Source organism: Trabulsiella odontotermitis, from assembly GCF_030053895.1.
GTDB classification, from domain to species: domain Bacteria; phylum Pseudomonadota; class Gammaproteobacteria; order Enterobacterales; family Enterobacteriaceae; genus Trabulsiella; species Trabulsiella odontotermitis_C.
This window is the reverse complement of record NZ_CP125781.1, coordinates 1325100-1345369: the sequence shown is the minus strand read 5'-3', so window position 1 is coordinate 1345369 and position 20270 is coordinate 1325100. Positions and strand designations below refer to the sequence as shown.

Below are 20270 nucleotides of genomic sequence, written 5' to 3'. Positions count from 1 at the left end.
TTATGCGTAAACCGGGAAGCGGGCGCAGATATCCAGCACTTTGCCTTTGATGCGCTCGATGTTTGCTTCGTCGTTGATGTTGTCCAGCACATCACACATCCAGCCAGCCAGCTCTTTCACTTCCGCTTCTTTAAAGCCGCGGCGGGTGACAGCCGGAGAGCCGATACGAACACCGGAGGTCACAAACGGGCTCTTCGGATCGTTCGGTACGCTGTTTTTGTTCACGGTGATATTGGCACGACCCAGCGCGGCGTCTGCTTCTTTACCGGTCAGGTTTTTATCGACCAGATCCAGCAGGAACAGGTGGTTTTCAGTGCCGCCAGACACCACTTTGTAGCCACGGTTCAGGAACACTTCCACCATCGCTTTGGCATTTTTCGCCACCTGCTGCTGGTAAACTTTGAACTCTGGCTCCATCGCTTCTTTCAGCGCCACGGCTTTCGCCGCGATAACGTGCATCAACGGGCCGCCCTGTGCGCTTGGGAACACCGCAGAGTTCAGTTTCTTGTACAGCTCTTCGTCACCGCCTTTCGCCAGGATCAGGCCGCCGCGCGGACCCGCCAGCGTTTTGTGGGTCGTGGTGGTCACCACGTGCGCATGCGGAACCGGGTTCGGATACACGCCAGCGGCAATCAGACCGGCGACGTGCGCCATATCGACGAACAGGTATGCACCGATGCTGTCAGCGATTTCACGCATTTTTGCCCAGTCAACTATACCGGAGTAAGCAGAGAAACCACCGATAATCATTTTCGGTTTGTGGGTCTGCGCCTGCTTCGCCATGTCTTCGTAGTCAATTTTACCGGTCTCATCAATACCGTAAGGAATGATGTTGTACAGTTTGCCAGAGAAGTTAACCGGAGAGCCGTGCGTCAGGTGACCGCCCTGCGCCAGGTTCATACCCAGAACGGTATCGCCCGGTTGCAGCAGCGCAGTGTAAACCGCGAAGTTAGCCTGCGAGCCGGAGTGCGGCTGCACGTTCGCGTAGTCAGCGCCGAACAGTGCTTTCGCACGATCGATCGCCAGTTGCTCAACGATATCCACATATTCGCAGCCGCCGTAGTAGCGCTTGCCAGGATATCCTTCCGCGTATTTGTTGGTCAGCTGAGACCCCTGCGCCTGCATCACGCGCGGGCTGGTGTAGTTTTCGGAGGCGATCAGTTCGATGTGCTCTTCCTGACGTACTTTTTCCTGCTCCATAGCCTGCCACAGTTCGGCATCATAATCGGCAATGTTCATTTCACGCTTTAACATCCGCATCTCCTGACTCAGCTAACAATAAAATTTCAACCCTGAAAAGGGGTCCGGTTTGGACAACGGCCAACAGTATAACTGATTAGTTGTGTGATAACAGGTCTTGACAAAGTAATTTACGCAAACGATTACGTCGTGATGCCACAAGGAATTGAGGAATAAAGCACTTCTCATTACTTAAGGATTTCTTTTCAGGTTTGTGATGCAAATTTTTCACGCAGCAAAGATCCATTTACAACGCAGGGGTATTTTTATAAGATGCATTTCAAATGCATCATTAAGATAACATAAAAAAGGAAGTTGCTATGCTCGACGCGCAAACCATCGCTACGGTTAAATCCACCCTCCCTCTTCTGGTCGAAACCGGTCCAAAACTCACTGCCCATTTTTATGATCGCATGTTCACCCATAACCCGGAGCTCAAAGAAATTTTCAACATGAGCAACCAGCGTAACGGCGATCAGCGTGAAGCCCTGTTCAATGCCATCGCCGCTTACGCCAGCAATCTGGACAATCTGGCGGTGCTGTTGCCGGCGGTGGAAAAAATCGCCCAGAAACACACCAGTTTTCAGATCCAACCGGAGCAGTACAACATTGTCGGCAGCCACTTGCTGGCGACTCTGGACGAAATGTTCAACCCCGGTCAGGAAGTGCTGGAGGCGTGGGGCAAAGCCTACGGCGTGCTGGCGGGTGTGTTCATCAACCGTGAAGCGGAAATTTACCGGCAAAACGCAGGGAAACAAGGCGGCTGGGAAGGCACACGCGCGTTCCGTATCGTCAACAAAACCCCGCGCAGCGCGCTTATCACCAGTTTCGAGTTCGAACCAGTAGACGGCCAGCCGGTGGCGGATTATCAACCCGGGCAGTATCTCGGCGTCTGGCTGAAGCCGGAAGGGTTTGCGCATCAGGAAATTCGCCAGTACTCACTGACCCGCAAACCGGACGGCAAAGGTTACCGCATCGCCGTGAAACGCGAAGATGGCGGACAGGTGTCATCCTGGCTGCATAACAGCGCCAGCGTCGGCGACGTGGTACATCTGGCGGCGCCAGCAGGCGATTTCTTTATGAACGTTGAGCCGACAACGCCAGTGACGCTAATTTCTGCAGGCGTGGGTCAGACGCCGATGCTGGCGATGCTGGATACGCTGGCGCACCACGGCCATCAGGCACAGGTGAACTGGTTCCATGCCGCCGAAAACGGCAATGTCCATGCCTTTGCCGATGAAGTGGCGGTGCTCGGCAGCAAACTGCTCAACTTCAACGCCCACACCTGGTATCGTATTCCGCAGGAAGGCGACCGTTTTGACAGCGAAGGGATGATGGATTTAACAGCGCTGGAAGGTCAGTTCACCGATCCGCAAACCGAGTTTTATCTGTGCGGTCCGGTCGGTTTCATGCAGTTTGCCGCGAAGCAGCTGGTGACGCTGGGAGTGAATCAGGAGCACATTCATTACGAATGCTTTGGCCCACATAAAGTGCTGTAAAAAGGAATGACGTCCTCTCGCCCGTCGCGGTGAGAGGACGTTTTTTTATCAGATTGCCGCGTCGTCTTCTTCGCCCGTACGGATGCGAACCACCCGCGCCACATCAAAGACGAAAATCTTACCATCGCCAATTTTGCCGGTCTGCGCGGTACGAATGATTGTGTCCACGCAGGTATCGACGATGTCGTCGGTCACGACGATTTCAATTTTCACTTTCGGCAGGAAGTCCACCATGTATTCCGCGCCACGGTACAGCTCGGTATGCCCCTTCTGACGGCCAAAACCTTTGACTTCCGTTACCGTCATCCCGGTGATACCAACTTCTGCCAGCGCTTCACGCACATCGTCGAGTTTGAAGGGTTTAATAATCGCATCAATCTTTTTCATGGTGTTCCTGTCTTTATACGCGTAACCGGTTGCTTACCGTATCATATCGTCGGAAAAATTCGTCGGAAAAAATGAGGTACTACTCTTTAAAATCATTCGCGTCCAGCTCGTGGCGGGACAGAAGCTTGTAGAACTCTGTGCGGTTGCGACCTGCCATACGCGCCGCGTGCGTTACATTGCCGCGGGTGATCTGCAACAGCTTGCGCAGGTAGTTTAGCTCAAACTGATTCCGTGCCTCGACAAAGGTCGGCAGCGCGGTGTTTTCGCCTTCCAGCGCCTGCTCCACCAGCGCGTCACTGATGACCGGCGATGAGGTGAGCGCCACGCACTGCTCAATGACATTCACCAGCTGGCGCACGTTGCCGGGCCAGCTCGCGGCCATCAGGCGTTTCATGGCATCGGTAGAAAACGCGCGCACAAACGGCTTGTGACGATCCGCCGACTGGCGCAGCAGATGATTCGCCAGCAGCGGAATGTCTTCCGTACGCTCGGCCAGCGCCGGGATCTTCAGGTTCACCACGTTCAGTCGATAAAACAGATCTTCGCGAAACTCGCCGCGCGCCATCGCTTTGGGCAGGTCGCGGTGTGTGGCGGAGATGATGCGCACGTCGATGTCGATATCCCGGTTGCTGCCCAGCGGGCGCACCTTACGCTCCTGAAGGACGCGCAGCAGTTTGACCTGCAATGAGATCGGCATGTCGCCGATCTCGTCCAGAAACAGCGTGCCGCCTTCCGCCGCCTGGAACAGCCCTTCACGGTTGCTGACCGCGCCGGTAAAGGCACCGCGCGCATGACCAAACAGCTCCGATTCCAGCAATTGTTCCGGCAAGGCGCCGCAGTTAATGGCGATAAATGGTTTACTGCTGCGCGAGCTGGCGTTGTGGATCGCCTGGGCAAAAATCTCTTTCCCGGTGCCGCTCTGCCCGACGATCAACACGCTGACATCCGATTGCGCCACCATTCTGGCCTGCTCCAGCAGACGCAGCATCAGCGGGCTACGGGTGACGATGGATTCCCGCCACTGGTCGTCACCCGCGGGCGCCGAGTGCTCCAGCGCCTCATCGATGGCTTTGTACAGCGCATCACGGTCGACAGGTTTGGTGAGAAAGCTGAACACCCCTTTTTGCGTGGCGCTGACCGCTTCCGGGATCGAGCCGTGCGCGGTGAGGATGATCACCGGCATTCCCGGCTGCACTTTCTGGATCTCGGCAAACAGTTGCAGACCATCCATCTCGTCCATTCGCAGATCGCTGATGACCAGATCTATCTTTTCCCGCGCCAGCACGCGCAACCCTTCCTGACCGCTCTCGGCAGTGACAACGCTGTACCCTTCGCTGCTGAGCCGCATGCCAAGCAGCTTGAGCAGACCGGGGTCGTCATCAACCAGTAAAAGACGGGCGGGCTTGCGGGTGATCATGGCTTATCCTCATCAGACGGAGCGTCATCCTTCGTGGCCGGGGGTTTATCCCCGGCATGACTGGCATCCGGATTGAAATTCCCGGCGGGTTTGCGGGTAGAAAGCTGACGTTCAATATCCGTCAGGTTCTCCAGTTTTCGGGTGGTGAGATCCAGTTGCGAGCGCAGGTGTTGCTGTTGCTGGCGCAGGATGTCCAGCTCGCTGTCGCTGGTCTGTTGCAGTTTCGCATAGCGTGAACGCTCGTCTGAGAGCTGCAATTGCTGCGCCTGCCCGTCACGCCATAGCTCGAACAGCGGACGTACCTGCGTCGGGATTTGACGGCTCTGGGCATCCATGTGCGCCAGCAGTTCGCGGCGTTCGACCGGGTTAATTTTGGCATTACCCAGCAAAATGCCGCGCTTGAACGCCTCCTGCCAGCGTTCACCATCTAGCATACGGGCTTCGGTACGCGCCTGTTCCGGCGTTAAGCGTTCCGCGCAGTCGATGCCGCGCAGCCAGTAGAGCGGGTTTTTGTCAGTGATTTCACCAGTCAGCGACCAGATATCGGCACAATCGGTCGACAGGAAATCCGCAACCTGTTGCTGTGGCAGGTTTTCGTCTATTTTATCGCCAACGGCATGGTGGATCAGGCCCGATGTACATCCGGCCAGCATCAGGCTGGACATCGCCGGGAAGATGACGCGACGCCAGCGCACCGCGTTAAAAATTGAGGCTAAGAAATGGGACATATTCACCAGACTGAAATTTATTTGTGTGTGTGTTCTGGCCCGAAGGCAGGGAGCTCGATGCGAAAACAGACGTCGCCCGTGCTGTCATCCACAAGATTGAGTTCGCCATGCATACGGCGTACGCAATCTCTGGCAATGCTTAATCCCAGCCCACTCCCTTTTACCGCACCTTTACGCTGATGGCTCCCCTGGTAGAACGGTTCAAAAATCATTCCGCGCTCGGCCTCAGGTATTGGCGTTCCCGTGTTCACAACGTCAATGCGTACCTTCTCACCCAGGGTACGGCTGCGAATATAAATGTTACCGGATTCAGCACCGTAGTGCACCGCATTAGAGTAGAGATTATCCAGTACGCTCATTAACAGCATCGGCTCAGCATGACACTCGCGCGCGTCGAGCATCACCTCGGTATGCATCATTTTAGCCCGTGCCGGTAAACTGTGGGCGGAGACGACCATTTCCACCAGCGAGGCGATATCAACATTTTCCATTTCCGTCGCGCTGTCGGCCAGTTTGCGGTTGTAGTCCAGCAACTGTTCAATCAGCTTTTGCAGATTGCGGCTGCTGTCGTCAAGAATGTCGACCACCTCTTTTTGTTCCGGCGTCAGCGTACCGACCACCTCATCCGCCAGCAATTCAGTGCCTTCACGCATGCTGGCGAGCGGCGTTTTCAGTTCATGGGAAAGATGGCGCAAAAACTGGTGACGCTGCGATTCCAGCCAGGCAAGGCGCTCGCTCAGCCAGATGATGCGCTGCCCGACCGAACGCAGTTCACGCGGCCCTGTGAATACCACGGTATTCCCCAACGACCGCCCTTCCCCCAGCCGGTTGATCATACGCTCAATGCCCTTCACCGGGCCGATGATCATGCGGGTGAACAGCAGCACCATCACCAGACTCACCAGGAACAGCACCAGCGCCTGCCAGCCAAAGAACTGTCCGCGCTCGGCGATGGCATGCTGAAGTTGCTGCCCGCGCGAGAAAACCACCGTGCGGGTGGCCTGCACCATTTCAGTATTGGCGCTGGCGAACGCTTCCAGCCGTGCTGCTGATGACGCGTCCGGCCCGCTGTTTTTGCACTGGATAGTTTCCAGCGCGTCCAGATCTTCGCGCAGCGACTGATATAGTTTGTCGTCCGGCAGAATACCTGCGTGCGCGTCCAGCATCTCGGCGTAGCGCCGCCGCTGGCTCTGATAGACTTTCGCCAGCGTCGCGTCATCCAGCACACAGTACTGGCGATAGCTACGCTCCATCTCCAGCGCCACGTTGGTCATCGCTTCGCTGCGGCGGGCATCAATTAGCGTGGTACGGTTCGTTTGCGCCGCCTGTGCGCTCAGCGTATTCAGGCTCTGCCAGGCCTGCCAGGCCAGCACCAGCAGCGGCAGCAGGATCAGCAAAAAGGAGAGCATGACCAGCTGACGCAACGAGCGAGGGAAAAGAGACCAGCGTTTCAATGATTTCGTCTCAACATTTAAGCATTCAGGAAGGTTAACTGAGGACGAGGTACAGATACAACAAAGCCGGGTAAAAACCCGGCTTTATCATGAAATAAGGCGGTGCCTAACTCGACGTTTCGCCCGGAGGTTGATATAGCTACGCTGATATCAGAAGTTGGACGGCAGGCACCTGTTTGTGCGTCATTCGAGGTTTATGTAGCACGTCCCGAAGGGGCTGACATAAGAGAGTGAATGAGCCACTGCTAAGTATTATGCACTAAGCATGCCATCTTTCAAAACTATTTATTAACATAATGATATCTATGTATTTTATTGATAATCAGTAGGGTGTTGGCTTGGTACATCTTTTAACCACAGTGTCTCTGATTAGCAACAGCATCATCGCGGTTTATTAACATCGTTATAAATCAATAAGTTAAATGTCTCTTTTTGGCGACACTCAAAACCATCTGCTGTCGCATTATCGCGACAGATAAAAAAGCCCGGTGGCGCTTCGCTTACCGGGCCTACAAAAAACCACAGGCCGGGCAAACGCAGTGCCGCCCGGCGCTATCGCTATATCCGCGTTTAACCCAGCTGTTTACGCGCGTTGCGGAAGATACGCATCCACGGGCTGTCCTCGCCCCAGTTTTCCGGGTGCCAGGAGTTCGATACTGTACGGGCAACGCGTTCCGGGTGCGGCATCATGATGGTGACGCGACCGGTTTCGCTGGTGACTGCGGTGATCCCATTTGGCGAGCCGTTCGGGTTCGCCGGATAGGTTTCGGTGACGTTACCGAAGTTATCCACGTAACGCAGCGCTACCAGCCCTTTGCTTTCCAGCGACGCCAGATGCGTGTCATCACGCACTTCCACACGCCCTTCGCCATGCGAAACAGCAATCGGCATCTGCGAACCTACCATGCCCTGCAACAGCAGCGACGGGCTTTGCGTCACTTCTACCAGGCTGAAACGCGCTTCAAAGCGGTCAGAATGGTTACGCACGAAACGCGGCCACAGCGAACTGCCTGGAATTAACTCGCGCAGATTAGACATCATCTGGCAGCCGTTACAGACACCCAGCGCCAGCGTCTGCGGACGGTGGAAGAAGGTTTCGAACTCATCGCGAACGCGGCTGTTAAAGAGGATGGATTTCGCCCAGCCTTCACCCGCGCCCAGTACGTCGCCGTAAGAGAAACCGCCGCAGGCCACCAGCGTCTGGAAATTCCCCAGCCCGATGCGCCCCGCCAGCAGATCGCTCATGTGTACGTCGATGGCGTCGAAACCAGCGCGGTGAAATGCCGCCGCCATTTCCACGTGGGAGTTAACGCCCTGCTCACGCAGAACCGCCACTTTCGGACGCGCGCCAGTGGCAATGTAAGGTGCCGCGACATCGTCATCGATGTCGAAGCTGAGCGTCACGTTCAGACCCGGATCGTTATCGTTGGCTTTCGCGTTGTGCTCCTGATCGGCGCATTCCGGGTTATCGCGCAGGCGCTGCATCTGCCAGGTGGTTTCTGCCCACCATAGACGAAGCTGCGCGCGGCTTTCGCGGTAAACGCTTTGCCCGTCCGACTCAATAATGAATTGATCACCCGTCACCGCCTGGCCAAGGTAGTGAATGCAGTCACCGAGGCCATGTGTCGTCAGCAGCGCTTCAACGGCTTCCCGATCCGCCGCGCGAACCTGGATCACTGCGCCCAGCTCTTCATTAAACAGTGCCGCCAGATGATCGTCGCCCAGCGCGGCGATATCCACCTGCACGCCACAGTGACCGGTGAAGGCCATTTCCGCCAGCGTCACCAACAGACCGCCGTCAGAACGGTCGTGATAGGCCAGCAGTTGACGCTGCGCCACCAGCGCCTGCATGGCGTCGTAGAAGCCTTTCAGTTGTGCCACGTCACGCACGTCAGCCGGTGTGTCACCAAGCTGACGATAAACCTGCGCCAGCGCCGTCGCGCCGAGCGCGTTACGCCCCTGACCGAGATCGATAAGCAGCAGCGCGTTATCCTCGGTAGAGAGCTGCGGCGTCACTGTGCGACGTACGTCTTCCACACGGGCAAACGCGGTGATCACCAGCGACAGCGGCGAGGTCATTTCGCGCTGCTCGCTGCCTTCCTGCCAGCGGGTTTTCATCGACATCGAGTCTTTACCCACCGGGATGGTCAGCCCCAGCGCCGGACACAATTCTTCGCCCACCGCTTTAACGGCTTCATACAGACCCGCGTCTTCACCCGGGTGCCCTGCCGCCGCCATCCAGTTAGCGGAGAGTTTGATGCGTTTGATGTCGCCAATCTGCGTCGCCGCGATGTTGGTCAACGCTTCGCCGACGGCCAGACGTGCCGAGGCGGCAAAATCGAGCAGCGCAACCGGCGCACGTTCGCCCAATGCCATCGCTTCACCGTAGTAGCTGTCGAGGCTGGCGGTGGTCACCGCGCAGTTCGCCACCGGCACCTGCCACGGGCCAACCATCTGATCGCGCGACACCATACCGGTGACGGTACGGTCGCCGATGGTGACGAGGAAGGTTTTTTCAGCCACTGCCGGAAGGTGCAGAACGCGGTTCACTGCATCGGCAACGGTAATCCCCTGACGGTTCAGCGCATCGCCTTTGGCGGTGAGTGTCGTCACGGTGCGGGTCATTTTCGGCGTTTTGCCGAGCAGCACATCCAGCGGCATATCAATCGGCTGGTTGTCGAAATGGCGGTCGTTCAGCGTCAGATGCTGCTCTTGTGTGGCTTCACCAATCACCGCATACGGCGCACGCTCGCGGCGGCACAGGGCGTCAAACAGCGACAGCTGATCAGCGGAAACCGCCAGCACGTAGCGCTCCTGGGATTCGTTACACCAGATTTCCAGCGGGCTCATGCCCGGTTCGTCGCTCAGGATGTCGCGCAGTTCAAAGCGCCCGCCGCGACCGCCGTCGCTGACCAGTTCAGGCATGGCGTTAGACAAACCGCCCGCGCCGACGTCGTGGATAAACAGAATCGGGTTGTCATTGCCCATCTGCCAGCAGCGGTCGATCACCTCCTGGCAGCGGCGCTCCATTTCCGCGTTGTCACGCTGAACGGAGGCAAAATCGAGATCGGCATCGGACTGGCCGGAAGCCATGGACGACGCCGCGCCGCCGCCGAGACCGATGTTCATCGCCGGGCCACCCAGTACGATCAGTTTCGCACCCGGCGGGATCTCGCCTTTCTGCACATGGTCGGCGCGAATGTTGCCAATACCGCCCGCCAGCATGATCGGCTTGTGATAACCACGCAGCTCTTCGCCGTTGTGGCTGTTCACCTTTTCTTCATAGGTACGGAAATAGCCGTTCAGCGCCGGGCGACCAAATTCGTTGTTGAACGCCGCGCCGCCGAGCGGGCCTTCTGTCATGATATCCAGCGCGGTGACGATGCGATCCGGCTTACCGAAATCTTCTTCCCACGGCTGTTCAAAGCCCGGAATACGCAGGTTAGAGACCGAGAAACCCACCAGCCCGGCTTTCGGTTTTGCGCCGCGACCGGTTGCGCCTTCATCACGAATTTCACCGCCGGAGCCGGTTGCCGCGCCCGGCCATGGCGAAATCGCCGTCGGGTGGTTGTGCGTTTCAACCTTCATCAGGATATGCGCTGCTTCCTGGTGGAAGTCGTAGCGCCCGGCGTTGTGGTCGGCAAAGAAACGCCCGACCTCAGAGCCTTCCATCACCGCCGCGTTGTCTTTATAGGCAGACAGTACGTGATCCGGCGTTTTCTCGAAGGTGTTTTTAATCATTTTGAACAGCGACTTAAGCTGCTGTTCGCCGTCGATCACCCAGTCGGCGTTAAAGATTTTATGACGGCAGTGCTCAGAGTTGGCCTGCGCGAACATATAGAGTTCGATGTCGTTCGGGTTGCGACCGAGTTTTTCAAACGCGGCCTGCAGATATTCAATTTCGTCATCCGCCAGTGCCAGGCCGAGACGCTGGTTAGCGTCAATCAGCGCCTGCCGCCCCTGCCCCAGCAGATCAACCGCCGTGACCGGTGCCGGTTGATGATGGGCAAACAGTTTTTCCGCTTCATCCAGAGAGGTAAACACGCTCTCCATCATACGATCGTGCAGTTCTGCTGCTACAGCGTCCCACTGTTCCGGGGTCAGCGTGCTCGCGTCGACATACCAGGCGACGCCGCGCTCCAGACGAACCACCTGCGATAATCCGCAGTTACGGGCGATGTCGGTTGCTTTGGAAGACCAGGGGGAGATGGTGCCAGGGCGAGGTGTGACGAGCAGCAGTTTTCCGGTGGGGGCATGGCTGCTCAGGCTTGGGCCATACTTGAGCAGACGTTCAAGCCGGGCATGTTCTTCACCGGCGAGCACGGCGCTCAGTTCGGCAAAATGAACATATTCAGCATAGATATCGCTGACCGGAAGGTTGGCTGCCTGGAAGCGCGTCAGTAATTTGTTGATCCGAAATGCCGACAGTGCAGGCGAACCTCGCAGAATTTCCATCATATGTCTCTCGTCTTCTGGGTTTCAGTGTACGCAAGGGGGAAAACGGGCGTCATTATAGAGGATCCTGGGCGGCGACGTAACCGTTTGCGTCGAAATAAAATCGCCGCTTTGTTTTGTCAATTGGTGTGACTTATCTCTCTAATTAGTTGCCAACTGGCGCATTGTTAAGCAAAATGCCGCTCACATATCTCAATCTCCCTGACATCATTATGGTAACGGCTGACTGATATTCACTCAGCGCAGAGAATTAACTAATTGAAAAAATTAAAGATTAATTATCTGCTTATCGGTGTTGTTGCTCTGCTGCTGGCAGCGGCCCTTTGGCCATCTATTCTCTGGTTCGGCAAAGCCGATAACCGCATCGCGGCGATTCAGTCGCGGGGTGAGCTGCGCGTCAGCACTATCGCCTCGCCGCTGACCTGGAGCAACATCAATAATAAAAATGTCGGCCTGGATTATGAGCTGGCACAACAGTTCGCCAATTATCTGGGCGTGAAACTGACTATTACCGTTCGCCAGAACATCAGCGAGCTGTTTGATGATCTCGATAACGACGACGCCGATATGCTGGCCGCCGGGCTGGTGTACAACACCGAGCGTGTTAAAAACTACCAGCCGGGGCCAATCTATTATTCCGTGTCACAACAGCTGGTCTACAAAGTGGGAAATCCCCGCCCGCGCTCGCTGGAAAACCTCAACGCGCAGCAACTGACCATTGCGCCGGGACATGTCGCCATCAACGACCTGCAAGCACTGAAGGAAAAAAAGTACCCCAACCTCTCCTGGACGGTGGATGACAAACGCGGCACCGTGGCGCTGATGGAAGACGTGATTGAAGGCAAAATCAATTACACCATCGCTGATTCGGTGGCGATCAGTCTGTTCCAGCGCGTGCACCCGGAACTTGCCGTGGCGCTCGACGTCACCGATGAACAGCCAGTGACCTGGTTCAGCCTGAAAGACGAGGACAACACTCTGTCGGCGGCGATGCTCGACTTCTTCAATAATATTAATGAAGACGGCACGCTGGCCCGTCTGGAAGAGAAGTATCTGGGTCACGGCGAAGACTTTGATTACGTTGATACCCGCTCTTTCCTGCGCGCGGTCGACAGCACCTTGCCTGACCTGCAACCGATGTTTGAAAAGTATGCCCAGGAGATCGACTGGCGTCTGCTGGCCGCTATCTCTTATCAGGAATCGCACTGGGATCCACTGGCCACCTCGCCGACCGGGGTTCGCGGTCTGATGATGCTGACCAAAAACACCGCCCAGAGTCTCGGTCTGACGGACAGAACCGACGCCGAGCAGAGCATCAGCGGCGGGATGCGCTATCTTCAGGACATGATGAGCAAGGTGCCGGAAACGGTGCCGCAGGAAGAGCGGATCTGGTTTGCGCTGGCGGCCTACAACATGGGCTACGCGCATATGCTGGACGCCCGGGCGCTGACAGCGAAGCAGAAAGGCAATCCTGACAGTTGGGCGGATGTGAAGCAGCGGCTACCGCTGCTCAGCCAGAAGCCGTACTACAGCAAACTGACCTACGGCTATGCGCGCGGACATGAAGCGTACGCGTACGTAGAGAATATCCGCAAGTATCAGATAAGCCTGGTGGGGTATCTGCTGGAGAAAGAGAAGAAAGCGGCGCAGGCGGTACAGATTGCGCAGGATTACCCGGCGGTGTCGCCAGAAGAGCTTAATCATAAGCGGACAGGTGTGCTGCCGTTTTTATCGATCTTCCCGGGTGAGCACAACGGGCCGCTGCAGGCAAAAACGCCCCGTTTACTGGTCGACGTGCCTCGTCATTAAGAGGCATTTTGCGCGCTGGCGGCTTTCTTCAGCGCTTTTTTCTCCGCCCGGCGGTGGCGGAAAAAATCACTCAACAGGGCGGCGCATTCGTCGCTCAACACCCCTTCGATGATATCGACCCGATGATTCATTCCCGGATGATGTAACACGTCAATGAGCGACCCGGCGGCACCGGTTTTAGCGTCCCGCGCGCCGAACACCAGCCGCCCGATGCGGCTGTGCACCATCGCCCCTGCGCACATCACGCACGGCTCCAGGGTGACATACAGTGTGGTGTCGATCAGACGGTAGTTTTGCAGCACCGCCCCGCCCTGTCGCAGCGCCATGATTTCAGCATGCGCGGTCGGATCGTGGCGGCCAATCGGGCGGTTCCAGCCCTCGCCAATCACCTGATTGTTGTGCACCAGCACCGCGCCGACCGGCACTTCACCTTCATCCCAGGCGCGTTTAGCCAGCGTCAACGCATGGCGCATCCAGTATTCATGGTTGTGTTCGTTGTCGGACACGTCGGGCACTCCAGAAATGACAGCGGGGCGCATTATACACAGCCGTTATTGATTTACCCACTATTCCAGCTGTTGCAGCTCACCACGCGGCGTGACGCGCCAGCGGTGCTCACAATAGCTGAGCAACGGGTTGTCCTGATGGCTGTCGCTGTAGCCGCTGTACAGGCGCAGCGGTGAACCAATTTTACGCTCCAGTTGCACCACTTTTTCATAGCCCAGGCAGCGTAAGGTTAATACCCAGCCACCGTGACGGCGTTCAATCTGACTGGCGATCACATTCACCCGCGGCAACCAGAGCGTGTCGAAATAGACTTTTTCCACCAGCGACCGCGGCGAGCCAGTGATCAGCCACACGTCAGCATCTGAGCTGGTAAGATATTGCGTCAGCCGTTCGTGCACCACCGGAAACGTGGTCACATTTTCACGAAACCAGGCGACAAATTTGGTTTCTTTCGCCCGCAGGCTTTTTTCGCTGTGACCAAACGTGCAGGCCCACAGCAGCAGGCTCATCGGCCAGCGCGCGGCACGGCCTTTGATCCCCAGCGCGACAGCCACCACTGGCAGCACAGGGATCACCAGCAGCAGATTCAGCGGCTGGTGACGCAGCAGATAACGGACAAAACTGCCGAACAGATCCTGCTGATGCAGCGTTCCGTCCAGATCAAAAAAAACGACTCGGCGCTCGTTACTGACCACACTTCACTCCTGAAAATCATTAACCGGCAATCCTGTTCCATAGCCTAACAGAGATAACCTCACATTTCCGAAAACGTGGCGCAATGAGGCTTTATCTCTCTGGAAAGACAGCGTATCCTGTTGATTAAAATAATAAATAGCCTAAAAACGCAACAAATCAAGCGTTTTTCAGGTCACAGTTATTCGTCCTGATGCCCTATAATTGAATAAAAAATTCTCACAGGCAGGCTTAATGAATTGTTTAATCCGCATCCGCCAGCGTTACCCGGGGCTGGCGCAAAGCGATAAAAAACTGGCTGATTTTATTCTTGCCGAGCCCGACGAGGCTCGCCACCTCAGCTCGCAACAACTGGCGAAGGAAGCCGGTGTCAGTCAGTCCAGCGTGGTGAAGTTTGCACAAAAATTAGGGTTTAAAGGGTTTCCGGCGCTCAAGCTGGCGCTCAGTGAAGCGCTGGCGAGTCATCCGCATCCGCAATCCGTGCCGGTTCATAATCTGATCCGCGGCGACGATCCGCTGCGTCTGGTGGGCGAGAAACTGATCAAAGATAACATTGCCGCGATGCACGCCTCGCTGGATGTGAATGCGGAAGATAAGCTGCTGGAGAGCGTGGCGCTGCTGCGCGATGCGCGGCGTATCATCCTGACCGGGATCGGCGCCTCCGGCCTGGTGGCGCGGAACTTTAGCTGGAAGCTGATGAAAATTGGCCTCAATGCCGTGGCCGAACAGGATATGCATGCGCTGCTGGCTACCGTGCAGGCCCTGGAGCCGCAGGATCTGCTGCTCGCTATCTCTTATTCCGGCGAGCGCCGGGAAATCAATCTGGCGACCGAAGAGGCGCTGCGCGTCGGCGCAAAAGTCCTCGCCATCACCGGTTTTTCGCCAAACACACTGCAACAGAAAGCCAGCCTCTGCCTTTATACCATCGCCGAGGAACAGGCGACGCGCAGCGCGGCGATTTCATCCACCAGCGCGCAAATGATGCTAGCCGATTTGCTGTTTATGGCGCTGGTTCAGCAGGATCTGGAGCATGCGCCGGAGCGTATTCGCCACAGCGAAGCATTAGTGAAAAAACTGGTCTGAACAGGGAATGAGGGTATAATGCCCGCCCTGTTTGTGTTGTTTCCGGGAATTTCCTGATGGCGCTGTTAATCACCAAAAAATGTATCAATTGCGATATGTGCGAACCGGAATGTCCGAATGAGGCCATTTCGATGGGTGACAGCATTTATGAGATTAACAGCGATCGCTGCACCGAATGCATCGGTCACTACGACATGCCAACCTGCCAGAAAGTGTGCCCGATTCCCAATACCATTCTGAAAGATCCGGCACACATCGAAACGGAAGAGCAATTGTGGGACAAATTCGTCCAGATGCATCACGCCGATAAAATCTGACCTTAGCTTTCGATGATCACCGTCGCGCAGGCATAGTGACGTTCGTCCGCGAGCGTGACGTGAATAGTCGCCACGCCAAGACTTTCCGCCAGCGTTTTGGCTTCGCCCCACAGACGCAGCCGGGGCTTACCCAGCGCATCGTTGTACACTTCGAATTGATTAAACGCCAGACCGTTGCGAATGCCGGTGCCAAACGCTTTTGCCGCTGCTTCTTTGACAGCGAAGCGTTTGGCCAGAAAACGTACCGGCTGCTGATGCGATTCCCAGATAGCCCATTCGTTATCGCTTAACACACGCCGCGCCAGACGATCGCCGCTACGGGCGATCACAGATTCGATACGGGCGATTTCGACGATGTCGGTCCCTAAGCCCAGAATAGCCATTACTTGCGCGCTTCCAGCATCAGACGTTTCATTTCGGCTACCGCCTCTTTCAGACCGCACATCACAGCGCGACCAATGATCGCGTGACCGATGTTCAGCTCGTGCATTTCCGGCAGGGCGGCAATCGGTTTGACGTTGTGATAGGTCAGCCCGTGACCAGCGTTAACTTTCAGTCCGAGGCTCGCGGCAAAGGTCGCGGCATTAGCGATACGTTCCAGTTCACACGCCAGGGTGGCATCGTCTTTCGCGTCCGCGTAGCAACCGGTATGAATTTCAATGTACGGCGCGCCGACTTCCGCAGCGGCTTTGATCTGTTCAACGTCGGCATCAATAAACAGCGAAACCTGAATGCCAGCAGCGGCAAGGCGCTGGCAGGCGTCACGCATTTTGTCGCGCTGTCCGGCGACATCCAGCCCGCCTTCAGTGGTCACTTCCTGACGCTTTTCCGGCACCAGGCAACAGAAATGCGGTTTCGTCTCGCAGGCGATCTTCACCATCTCTTCGGTGACGGCCATTTCAAGATTCATGCGCGTGTCCAGCGTCTGACGCAGGAGGCGAACGTCGCGATCGGTAATGTGGCGTCGGTCTTCGCGCAAATGCACAGTAATGCCATCCGCGCCGGCCTGCTCGGCAATAAACGCCGCCTGCACCGGATCCGGATAAGCCGTTCCGCGCGCGTTACGCAGGGTGGCAATGTGATCAATATTGACGCCTAACAGTAATTCAGCCATGACAATCCTCGGTATTATTTTCGTTCGTGTCACTCACCGCTTCGGCATGAACTGCCGGAACAGCTCGCGGCTTTTGAGCGGCTTTCCCCCCAGGTAGGGTTTCAGCGCAATACGGGTAAAGCGTTTCGCTGCGCGCAGCGTGTCAGCATCCGGGAATTCGCGGCTGGCGAGCGCTTTCAGATGGTGCCCGGTAAAGGTGTTGTTATCAATCACCATGCTGGCAATAAAACCCTTCTCTTCACGGTAGCGATAGGTCATGGTGTCGTCCACTGGTTCACCGCTGCCAGCGCAGTGCAGAAAATCGACGCCATATCCCAGGTGCCCCAGCAACGCCAGTTCAAAGCGGCGAAGCGTGGGTTCAGGCGAACCACTTCCCCCCGCCAGCGACTGGATACAGTGCAGGTAATCAAAGAACAGTTCAGAGAAGCGGGTCTCATGTTCGAGCACGCGGGCGATTAATTCGTTGACGTACAATCCGCTGTAGAGCGCAATGCCGCTTAAGGGAAGCGCCAGCGAGACAGCTTCCGCGTTGCGCAGCGTTTTGACGTCGCCGCGCCCGCCAAAACGGACCAGCAGAGGTGTAAAGGGTTGCAGGGCGCCCTTTAGATTAGAACGTTTAGACCGTGCGCCTTTAGCAACCAGGCGCACGCGACCAGACTCTTCCGTGAAGACGTCCAGCATCAGGCTGGTTTCGCTCCAGGGACGGCTATGGAGGACGAAAGCGCGTTGCCACCCATCCACTTCCATAGAGTATGTTACTCTCAGAGATCGTCTACATAGCCGAGACTACGCAGCGCGCGTTCGTCGTCGGCCCAGCCGGATTTCACCTTCACCCACAGTTCCAGGTGAACCGGTGCTTCGAACATCTCCTGCATATCTTTGCGGGCTTCGATGCCGATGGTTTTGATTTTGGCGCCTTTGTTGCCAATCACCATCTTCTTTTGCCCTTCACGCTCAACGAGGATCAGCCCGTTGATGTCATACCCGCCACGTTCGTTGGTCTGGAAACGCTCAATTTCAACGGTTACAGAATATGGCAGCTCAGCACCGAGGAAGCGCATCAACTTCTCACGGATGATTTCAGACGCCATAAAGCGCTGAGAACGGTCGGTGATATAGTCTTCCGGGAAATGGTGGACGGCTTCCGGCAGGTGCTTACGCACGATACCGGCGATGGTATCCACATTCAGTCCGGTTTCTGCTGAGATCGGCACGATATCAAGGAAGTTCATCTGGCTACCGAGGAATTGCAGATGCGGCAGTAGATCGGCTTTTTCCTGCACGTTGTCGACTTTGTTGACCGCGAGGATCACCGGCGCTTTGCCTTCGCGCAGCTTGTTCAGCACCATTTCGTCATCCGGCGTCCAGCGGGTGCCTTCAACCACAAAAATCACCAGTTCGACGTCACCGATGGAGCTGCTCGCCGCTTTGTTCATCAGGCGGTTGATCGCACGTTTCTCTTCCATATGCAGGCCTGGGGTATCAACATAAATCGCCTGATACGCGCCTTCCGTATGAATACCGACGATGCGGTGACGGGTGGTCTGCGCTTTACGGGAAGTGATGGAGATCTTTTGCCCGAGCAGATTATTCAGCAGTGTGGATTTGCCAACGTTCGGACGACCAACGATGGCAATAAATCCGCAGTAGGTTTTTTCTTCGCTCATTCCAGCTCCAGCTTCTTCAGCGCCTGTTCGGCGGCGGCCTGCTCAGCCTTGCGACGGCTGGAACCTGTGCCAACCACCGGTTCGCTCAGGCCGCTGACCTGGCAGTGGATAGTAAATTCCTGATCGTGGGCTTCGCCACGCACCTGCACCACCAGATAGGTAGGCAACGGCAGATGACGCCCCTGCAAATATTCCTGCAGGCGCGTTTTCGGATCTTTTTGCTTATCGCCCGGACTGATTTCGTCCAGACGCGTCTGATACCAGGAGAGGATCAGCTTCTCGACATTCTGAATATCGCTGTCGAGGAAGACACCGCCAATCAGTGCTTCGACCGTATCGGCAAGAATAGATTCGCGACGAAAACCACCGCTTTTCAATTCGCCAGGCCCAAGACGCAGACACTCACCCAGTTCAAATTCGCGGGCGATTTCCGCCAGCGTATTACCGCGAACCAGCGTGGCGCGCATACGGCTCATGTCACCTTCGTCAACCCGAGGGAAGCGGTGATAGAGCGCGTTGGCAATCACATAACTTAAAATTGAATCGCCCAGAAATTCCAGACGTTCATTGTGTTTGCTGCTGGCACTGCGGTGGGTTAATGCCTGTTGCAACAGCTCCTGATGATGAAAAGTGTAGCCCAGCTTCCGTTGAAGCCGATTAATTACGATGGGGTTCATGCGTTACCAATAAATGAATGCGTCAACAATTCAGCACACGAAACCGACCTGAAAAAGCATCACCAACGCGGTTTCGTGTGCCGTGGCTCCTGTGCAGGAGACAACCAAAACTTTCGGGGGAATATTCTATACACAACGTGAAAGGAAGTCGTTAGTCAGAACCGATTTATATCTTAAATAATTCATGTTGCCGCCATCGCCTGGCGACAACATGAACGGGAGGGAGGAAAAAAGAATTAGTGGATACCGCCAATACGGCTCAGACGCACGCCCGTCGGCCATTCACCTTCTTGTTTTTCGAAGCTCATCCAGATCCCCACGGCACGGCCAACGAGGTTCGCTTCAGGGACAAAACCCCAGTAGCGGCTGTCGGCGCTGTTGTCGCGGTTATCGCCCATCATGAAGTACTGGCCGGGCGGCACAATCCAGGTCGCCAGCGGCTGGCCGGCCTGTTGGTAATACATGCCCAGTTGATCCTGCGCGATAGGCACAGTCAGAATGCGGTGGGTCACTTCGCCCAGCGTCTCTTTACGCTCCGTCAGACGAATACCGTTTTCTTTGCTTTCGCCTTTCGGCAATTCCCAAAAGCCGCTGGTCGCTTCGCCGCCGTTACGACGGGCGAACGTCTGCACGAAATCGCTCGGTTCAACGTTGGAATAGGTCACCGGCAGTGCGTTGCCGCACGCCTGCCCGGAGCTGCAGCCCGGCTGGATAGTGACCTCTTTCGCCACTGGATCATACGTGACTTTATCGCCCGGCACCCCCACGGTGCGTTTGATGTAGTCCAGACTCGGCTCTTCCGGGTATTTAAAGACTACAATGTCACCGCGTTTTGGATGACCGGTTTCGATCAGCGTGTTCTGGTAAATCGGATCTTTAATGCCGTAAGCGAATTTCTCCACGAGGATAAAGTCACCAATCAGTAGCGTTGGCATCATCGAACCTGATGGGATCTGGAAAGGTTCATAAATAAAAGAACGTACCACCAGCACGATCGCCAGCACCGGGAAAATCGATGCGCCGGTTTCCAGCCAGCCCGGTTTCGGGCCGACTTTCTTCAGCGTTTTTTTATCCAGTTGATCGCCTGTCGCCGCCTGCGCCGCAGCCTGGCGCTCACGACGTTTTGCTGCGAAAAAGAACTTATCCAGGCACCACAGCAACCCTGTTATCAGGGTCGCGAGCACCAGGATTACGGCAAACTTGTTCGCCATGCCAACTCCTTAA

The 20270-nt window shown here is 56.1% G+C and carries 18 protein-coding genes; 4 read left to right on the top strand and 14 right to left on the bottom strand.

Features of this window, described 5'->3' with window-relative positions:
- The gene (gene glyA / locus QMG90_RS06475; protein ID WP_283283058.1) at positions 1-1254 is read right to left on the bottom strand and encodes a serine hydroxymethyltransferase; all 1254 of its coding nucleotides are present in this window, start codon (positions 1252-1254) and stop codon (positions 1-3) included.
- Positions 1255-1559: 305 nt separating this feature from the next.
- Here glyA and hmpA point away from each other — a divergent pair, with 305 nt between their 5' ends.
- A complete protein-coding gene (gene hmpA, locus QMG90_RS06470) occupies positions 1560-2738 on the top strand; it encodes an NO-inducible flavohemoprotein (RefSeq protein ID WP_283283057.1) in 1179 nt (392 codons plus the stop codon).
- 48 nt (positions 2739-2786) lie between these two features.
- Here the strand turns inward: hmpA and glnB are convergent, their stop codons facing one another.
- The 5 genes from glnB to purL form a co-directional block, all read right to left on the bottom strand.
- Complete coding sequence (glnB, locus tag QMG90_RS06465; RefSeq protein ID WP_002438074.1) at positions 2787-3125, bottom strand: nitrogen regulatory protein P-II; 339 nt, start codon at positions 3123-3125, stop codon at positions 2787-2789.
- A 79-nt stretch (positions 3126-3204) separates the two neighbouring features.
- Positions 3205-4542: a two-component system response regulator GlrR gene (gene glrR, locus QMG90_RS06460; RefSeq protein WP_283283056.1), complete on the bottom strand. Its 1338-nt coding sequence runs from the start codon at positions 4540-4542 to the stop codon at positions 3205-3207.
- Positions 4539-5270 carry a two-component system QseEF-associated lipoprotein QseG gene (gene qseG / locus QMG90_RS06455; protein ID WP_283283055.1) on the bottom strand — a complete coding sequence of 244 codons (732 nt, stop codon included), beginning with the start codon at positions 5268-5270 and terminating at the stop codon, positions 4539-4541. Before qseG ends, glrR begins: the two co-directional genes overlap by 4 nt.
- A 17-nt stretch (positions 5271-5287) precedes the next feature.
- Positions 5288-6724, bottom strand: a complete 1437-nt coding sequence (gene qseE / locus QMG90_RS06450) for a two component system sensor histidine kinase QseE/GlrK (RefSeq protein ID WP_283283054.1) — start codon at positions 6722-6724, stop codon at positions 5288-5290.
- A 570-nt stretch (positions 6725-7294) separates the two neighbouring features.
- Entirely contained in the window at positions 7295-11182 is a 3888-nt protein-coding gene (gene purL / locus QMG90_RS06445; protein WP_283283053.1) for a phosphoribosylformylglycinamidine synthase, read from the bottom strand.
- A gap of 255 nt (positions 11183-11437) precedes the next feature.
- Here purL and mltF point away from each other — a divergent pair, with 255 nt between their 5' ends.
- Positions 11438-12988 carry a membrane-bound lytic murein transglycosylase MltF gene (gene mltF, locus QMG90_RS06440; protein ID WP_283283052.1) on the top strand — a complete coding sequence of 517 codons (1551 nt, stop codon included), beginning with the start codon at positions 11438-11440 and terminating at the stop codon, positions 12986-12988.
- Here the strand turns inward: mltF and tadA are convergent.
- Positions 12985-13527, bottom strand: coding sequence for a tRNA adenosine(34) deaminase TadA (gene tadA, locus QMG90_RS06435; RefSeq protein ID WP_283283051.1), 543 nt, complete (start codon positions 13525-13527; stop codon positions 12985-12987). The two genes, mltF and tadA, sit on opposite strands and share 4 nt — an antisense overlap.
- A gap of 27 nt (positions 13528-13554) precedes the next feature.
- Positions 13555-14190, bottom strand: a complete 636-nt coding sequence (gene yfhb / locus QMG90_RS06430) for a phosphatidylglycerophosphatase C (RefSeq protein ID WP_283283050.1) — start codon at positions 14188-14190, stop codon at positions 13555-13557.
- 232 nt (positions 14191-14422) lie between these two features.
- On the opposite strand from yfhb, the gene QMG90_RS06425 reads away from it, so the two are divergent.
- Together QMG90_RS06425 and QMG90_RS06420 are read left to right on the top strand one after the other, a co-directional pair.
- Complete coding sequence (locus tag QMG90_RS06425) at positions 14423-15271, top strand: MurR/RpiR family transcriptional regulator (RefSeq protein ID WP_283283049.1); 849 nt, start codon at positions 14423-14425, stop codon at positions 15269-15271.
- Between the two features lie 56 nt (positions 15272-15327).
- Positions 15328-15588, top strand: coding sequence for a YfhL family 4Fe-4S dicluster ferredoxin (locus QMG90_RS06420; RefSeq protein ID WP_283283048.1), 261 nt, complete (start codon positions 15328-15330; stop codon positions 15586-15588).
- Between the two features lie 2 nt (positions 15589-15590).
- Here QMG90_RS06420 and acpS read toward each other — a convergent pair whose 3' ends face one another.
- The 6 genes from acpS to lepB form a co-directional block, all read right to left on the bottom strand.
- Positions 15591-15971 carry a holo-ACP synthase gene (acpS, locus tag QMG90_RS06415; protein ID WP_283283047.1) on the bottom strand — a complete coding sequence of 127 codons (381 nt, stop codon included), beginning with the start codon at positions 15969-15971 and terminating at the stop codon, positions 15591-15593.
- A complete protein-coding gene (gene pdxJ, locus QMG90_RS06410; protein WP_283283046.1) occupies positions 15971-16702 on the bottom strand; it encodes a pyridoxine 5'-phosphate synthase in 732 nt (243 codons plus the stop codon). Before pdxJ ends, acpS begins: the two co-directional genes overlap by 1 nt.
- Before the next feature lie 33 nt (positions 16703-16735).
- Positions 16736-17443 (bottom strand): DNA repair protein RecO, encoded by a 708-nt coding sequence (gene recO / locus QMG90_RS06405; RefSeq protein WP_038157248.1) that lies wholly within the window; start codon positions 17441-17443, stop codon positions 16736-16738.
- Between the two features lie 20 nt (positions 17444-17463).
- Positions 17464-18369: a GTPase Era gene (gene era / locus QMG90_RS06400; protein WP_283283045.1), complete on the bottom strand. Its 906-nt coding sequence runs from the start codon at positions 18367-18369 to the stop codon at positions 17464-17466.
- The gene (gene rnc, locus QMG90_RS06395) at positions 18366-19046 is read right to left on the bottom strand and encodes a ribonuclease III (protein WP_038157166.1); all 681 of its coding nucleotides are present in this window, start codon (positions 19044-19046) and stop codon (positions 18366-18368) included. Before rnc ends, era begins: the two co-directional genes overlap by 4 nt.
- 236 nt (positions 19047-19282) lie before the next feature.
- Positions 19283-20257 (bottom strand): signal peptidase I, encoded by a 975-nt coding sequence (gene lepB / locus QMG90_RS06390; protein WP_283283044.1) that lies wholly within the window; start codon positions 20255-20257, stop codon positions 19283-19285.
- Positions 20258-20270 lie beyond the last annotated feature (13 nt).

Coding starts and splice junctions, on each gene's coding strand:
- glyA (WP_283283058.1), bottom strand. CDS start 1,254: ATGTTAAAGCGTGAAATGAACATTGCCGATTATGATGCCGAACTGTGG.
- era (WP_283283045.1), bottom strand. CDS start 18,369: ATGAGCGAAGAAAAAACCTACTGCGGATTTATTGCCATCGTTGGTCGT.
- hmpA (WP_283283057.1), top strand. CDS start 1,560: ATGCTCGACGCGCAAACCATCGCTACGGTTAAATCCACCCTCCCTCTT.
- lepB (WP_283283044.1), bottom strand. CDS start 20,257: ATGGCGAACAAGTTTGCCGTAATCCTGGTGCTCGCGACCCTGATAACA.
- acpS (WP_283283047.1), bottom strand. CDS start 15,971: ATGGCTATTCTGGGCTTAGGGACCGACATCGTCGAAATCGCCCGTATC.
- glrR (WP_283283056.1), bottom strand. CDS start 4,542: ATGATCACCCGCAAGCCCGCCCGTCTTTTACTGGTTGATGACGACCCC.
- tadA (WP_283283051.1), bottom strand. CDS start 13,527: ATGCGCCCCGCTGTCATTTCTGGAGTGCCCGACGTGTCCGACAACGAA.
- QMG90_RS06425 (WP_283283049.1), top strand. CDS start 14,423: ATGAATTGTTTAATCCGCATCCGCCAGCGTTACCCGGGGCTGGCGCAA.
- QMG90_RS06420 (WP_283283048.1), top strand. CDS start 15,328: ATGGCGCTGTTAATCACCAAAAAATGTATCAATTGCGATATGTGCGAA.
- pdxJ (WP_283283046.1), bottom strand. CDS start 16,702: ATGGCTGAATTACTGTTAGGCGTCAATATTGATCACATTGCCACCCTG.
- qseG (WP_283283055.1), bottom strand. CDS start 5,270: ATGTCCCATTTCTTAGCCTCAATTTTTAACGCGGTGCGCTGGCGTCGC.
- rnc (WP_038157166.1), bottom strand. CDS start 19,046: ATGAACCCCATCGTAATTAATCGGCTTCAACGGAAGCTGGGCTACACT.
- glnB (WP_002438074.1), bottom strand. CDS start 3,125: ATGAAAAAGATTGATGCGATTATTAAACCCTTCAAACTCGACGATGTG.
- purL (WP_283283053.1), bottom strand. CDS start 11,182: ATGATGGAAATTCTGCGAGGTTCGCCTGCACTGTCGGCATTTCGGATC.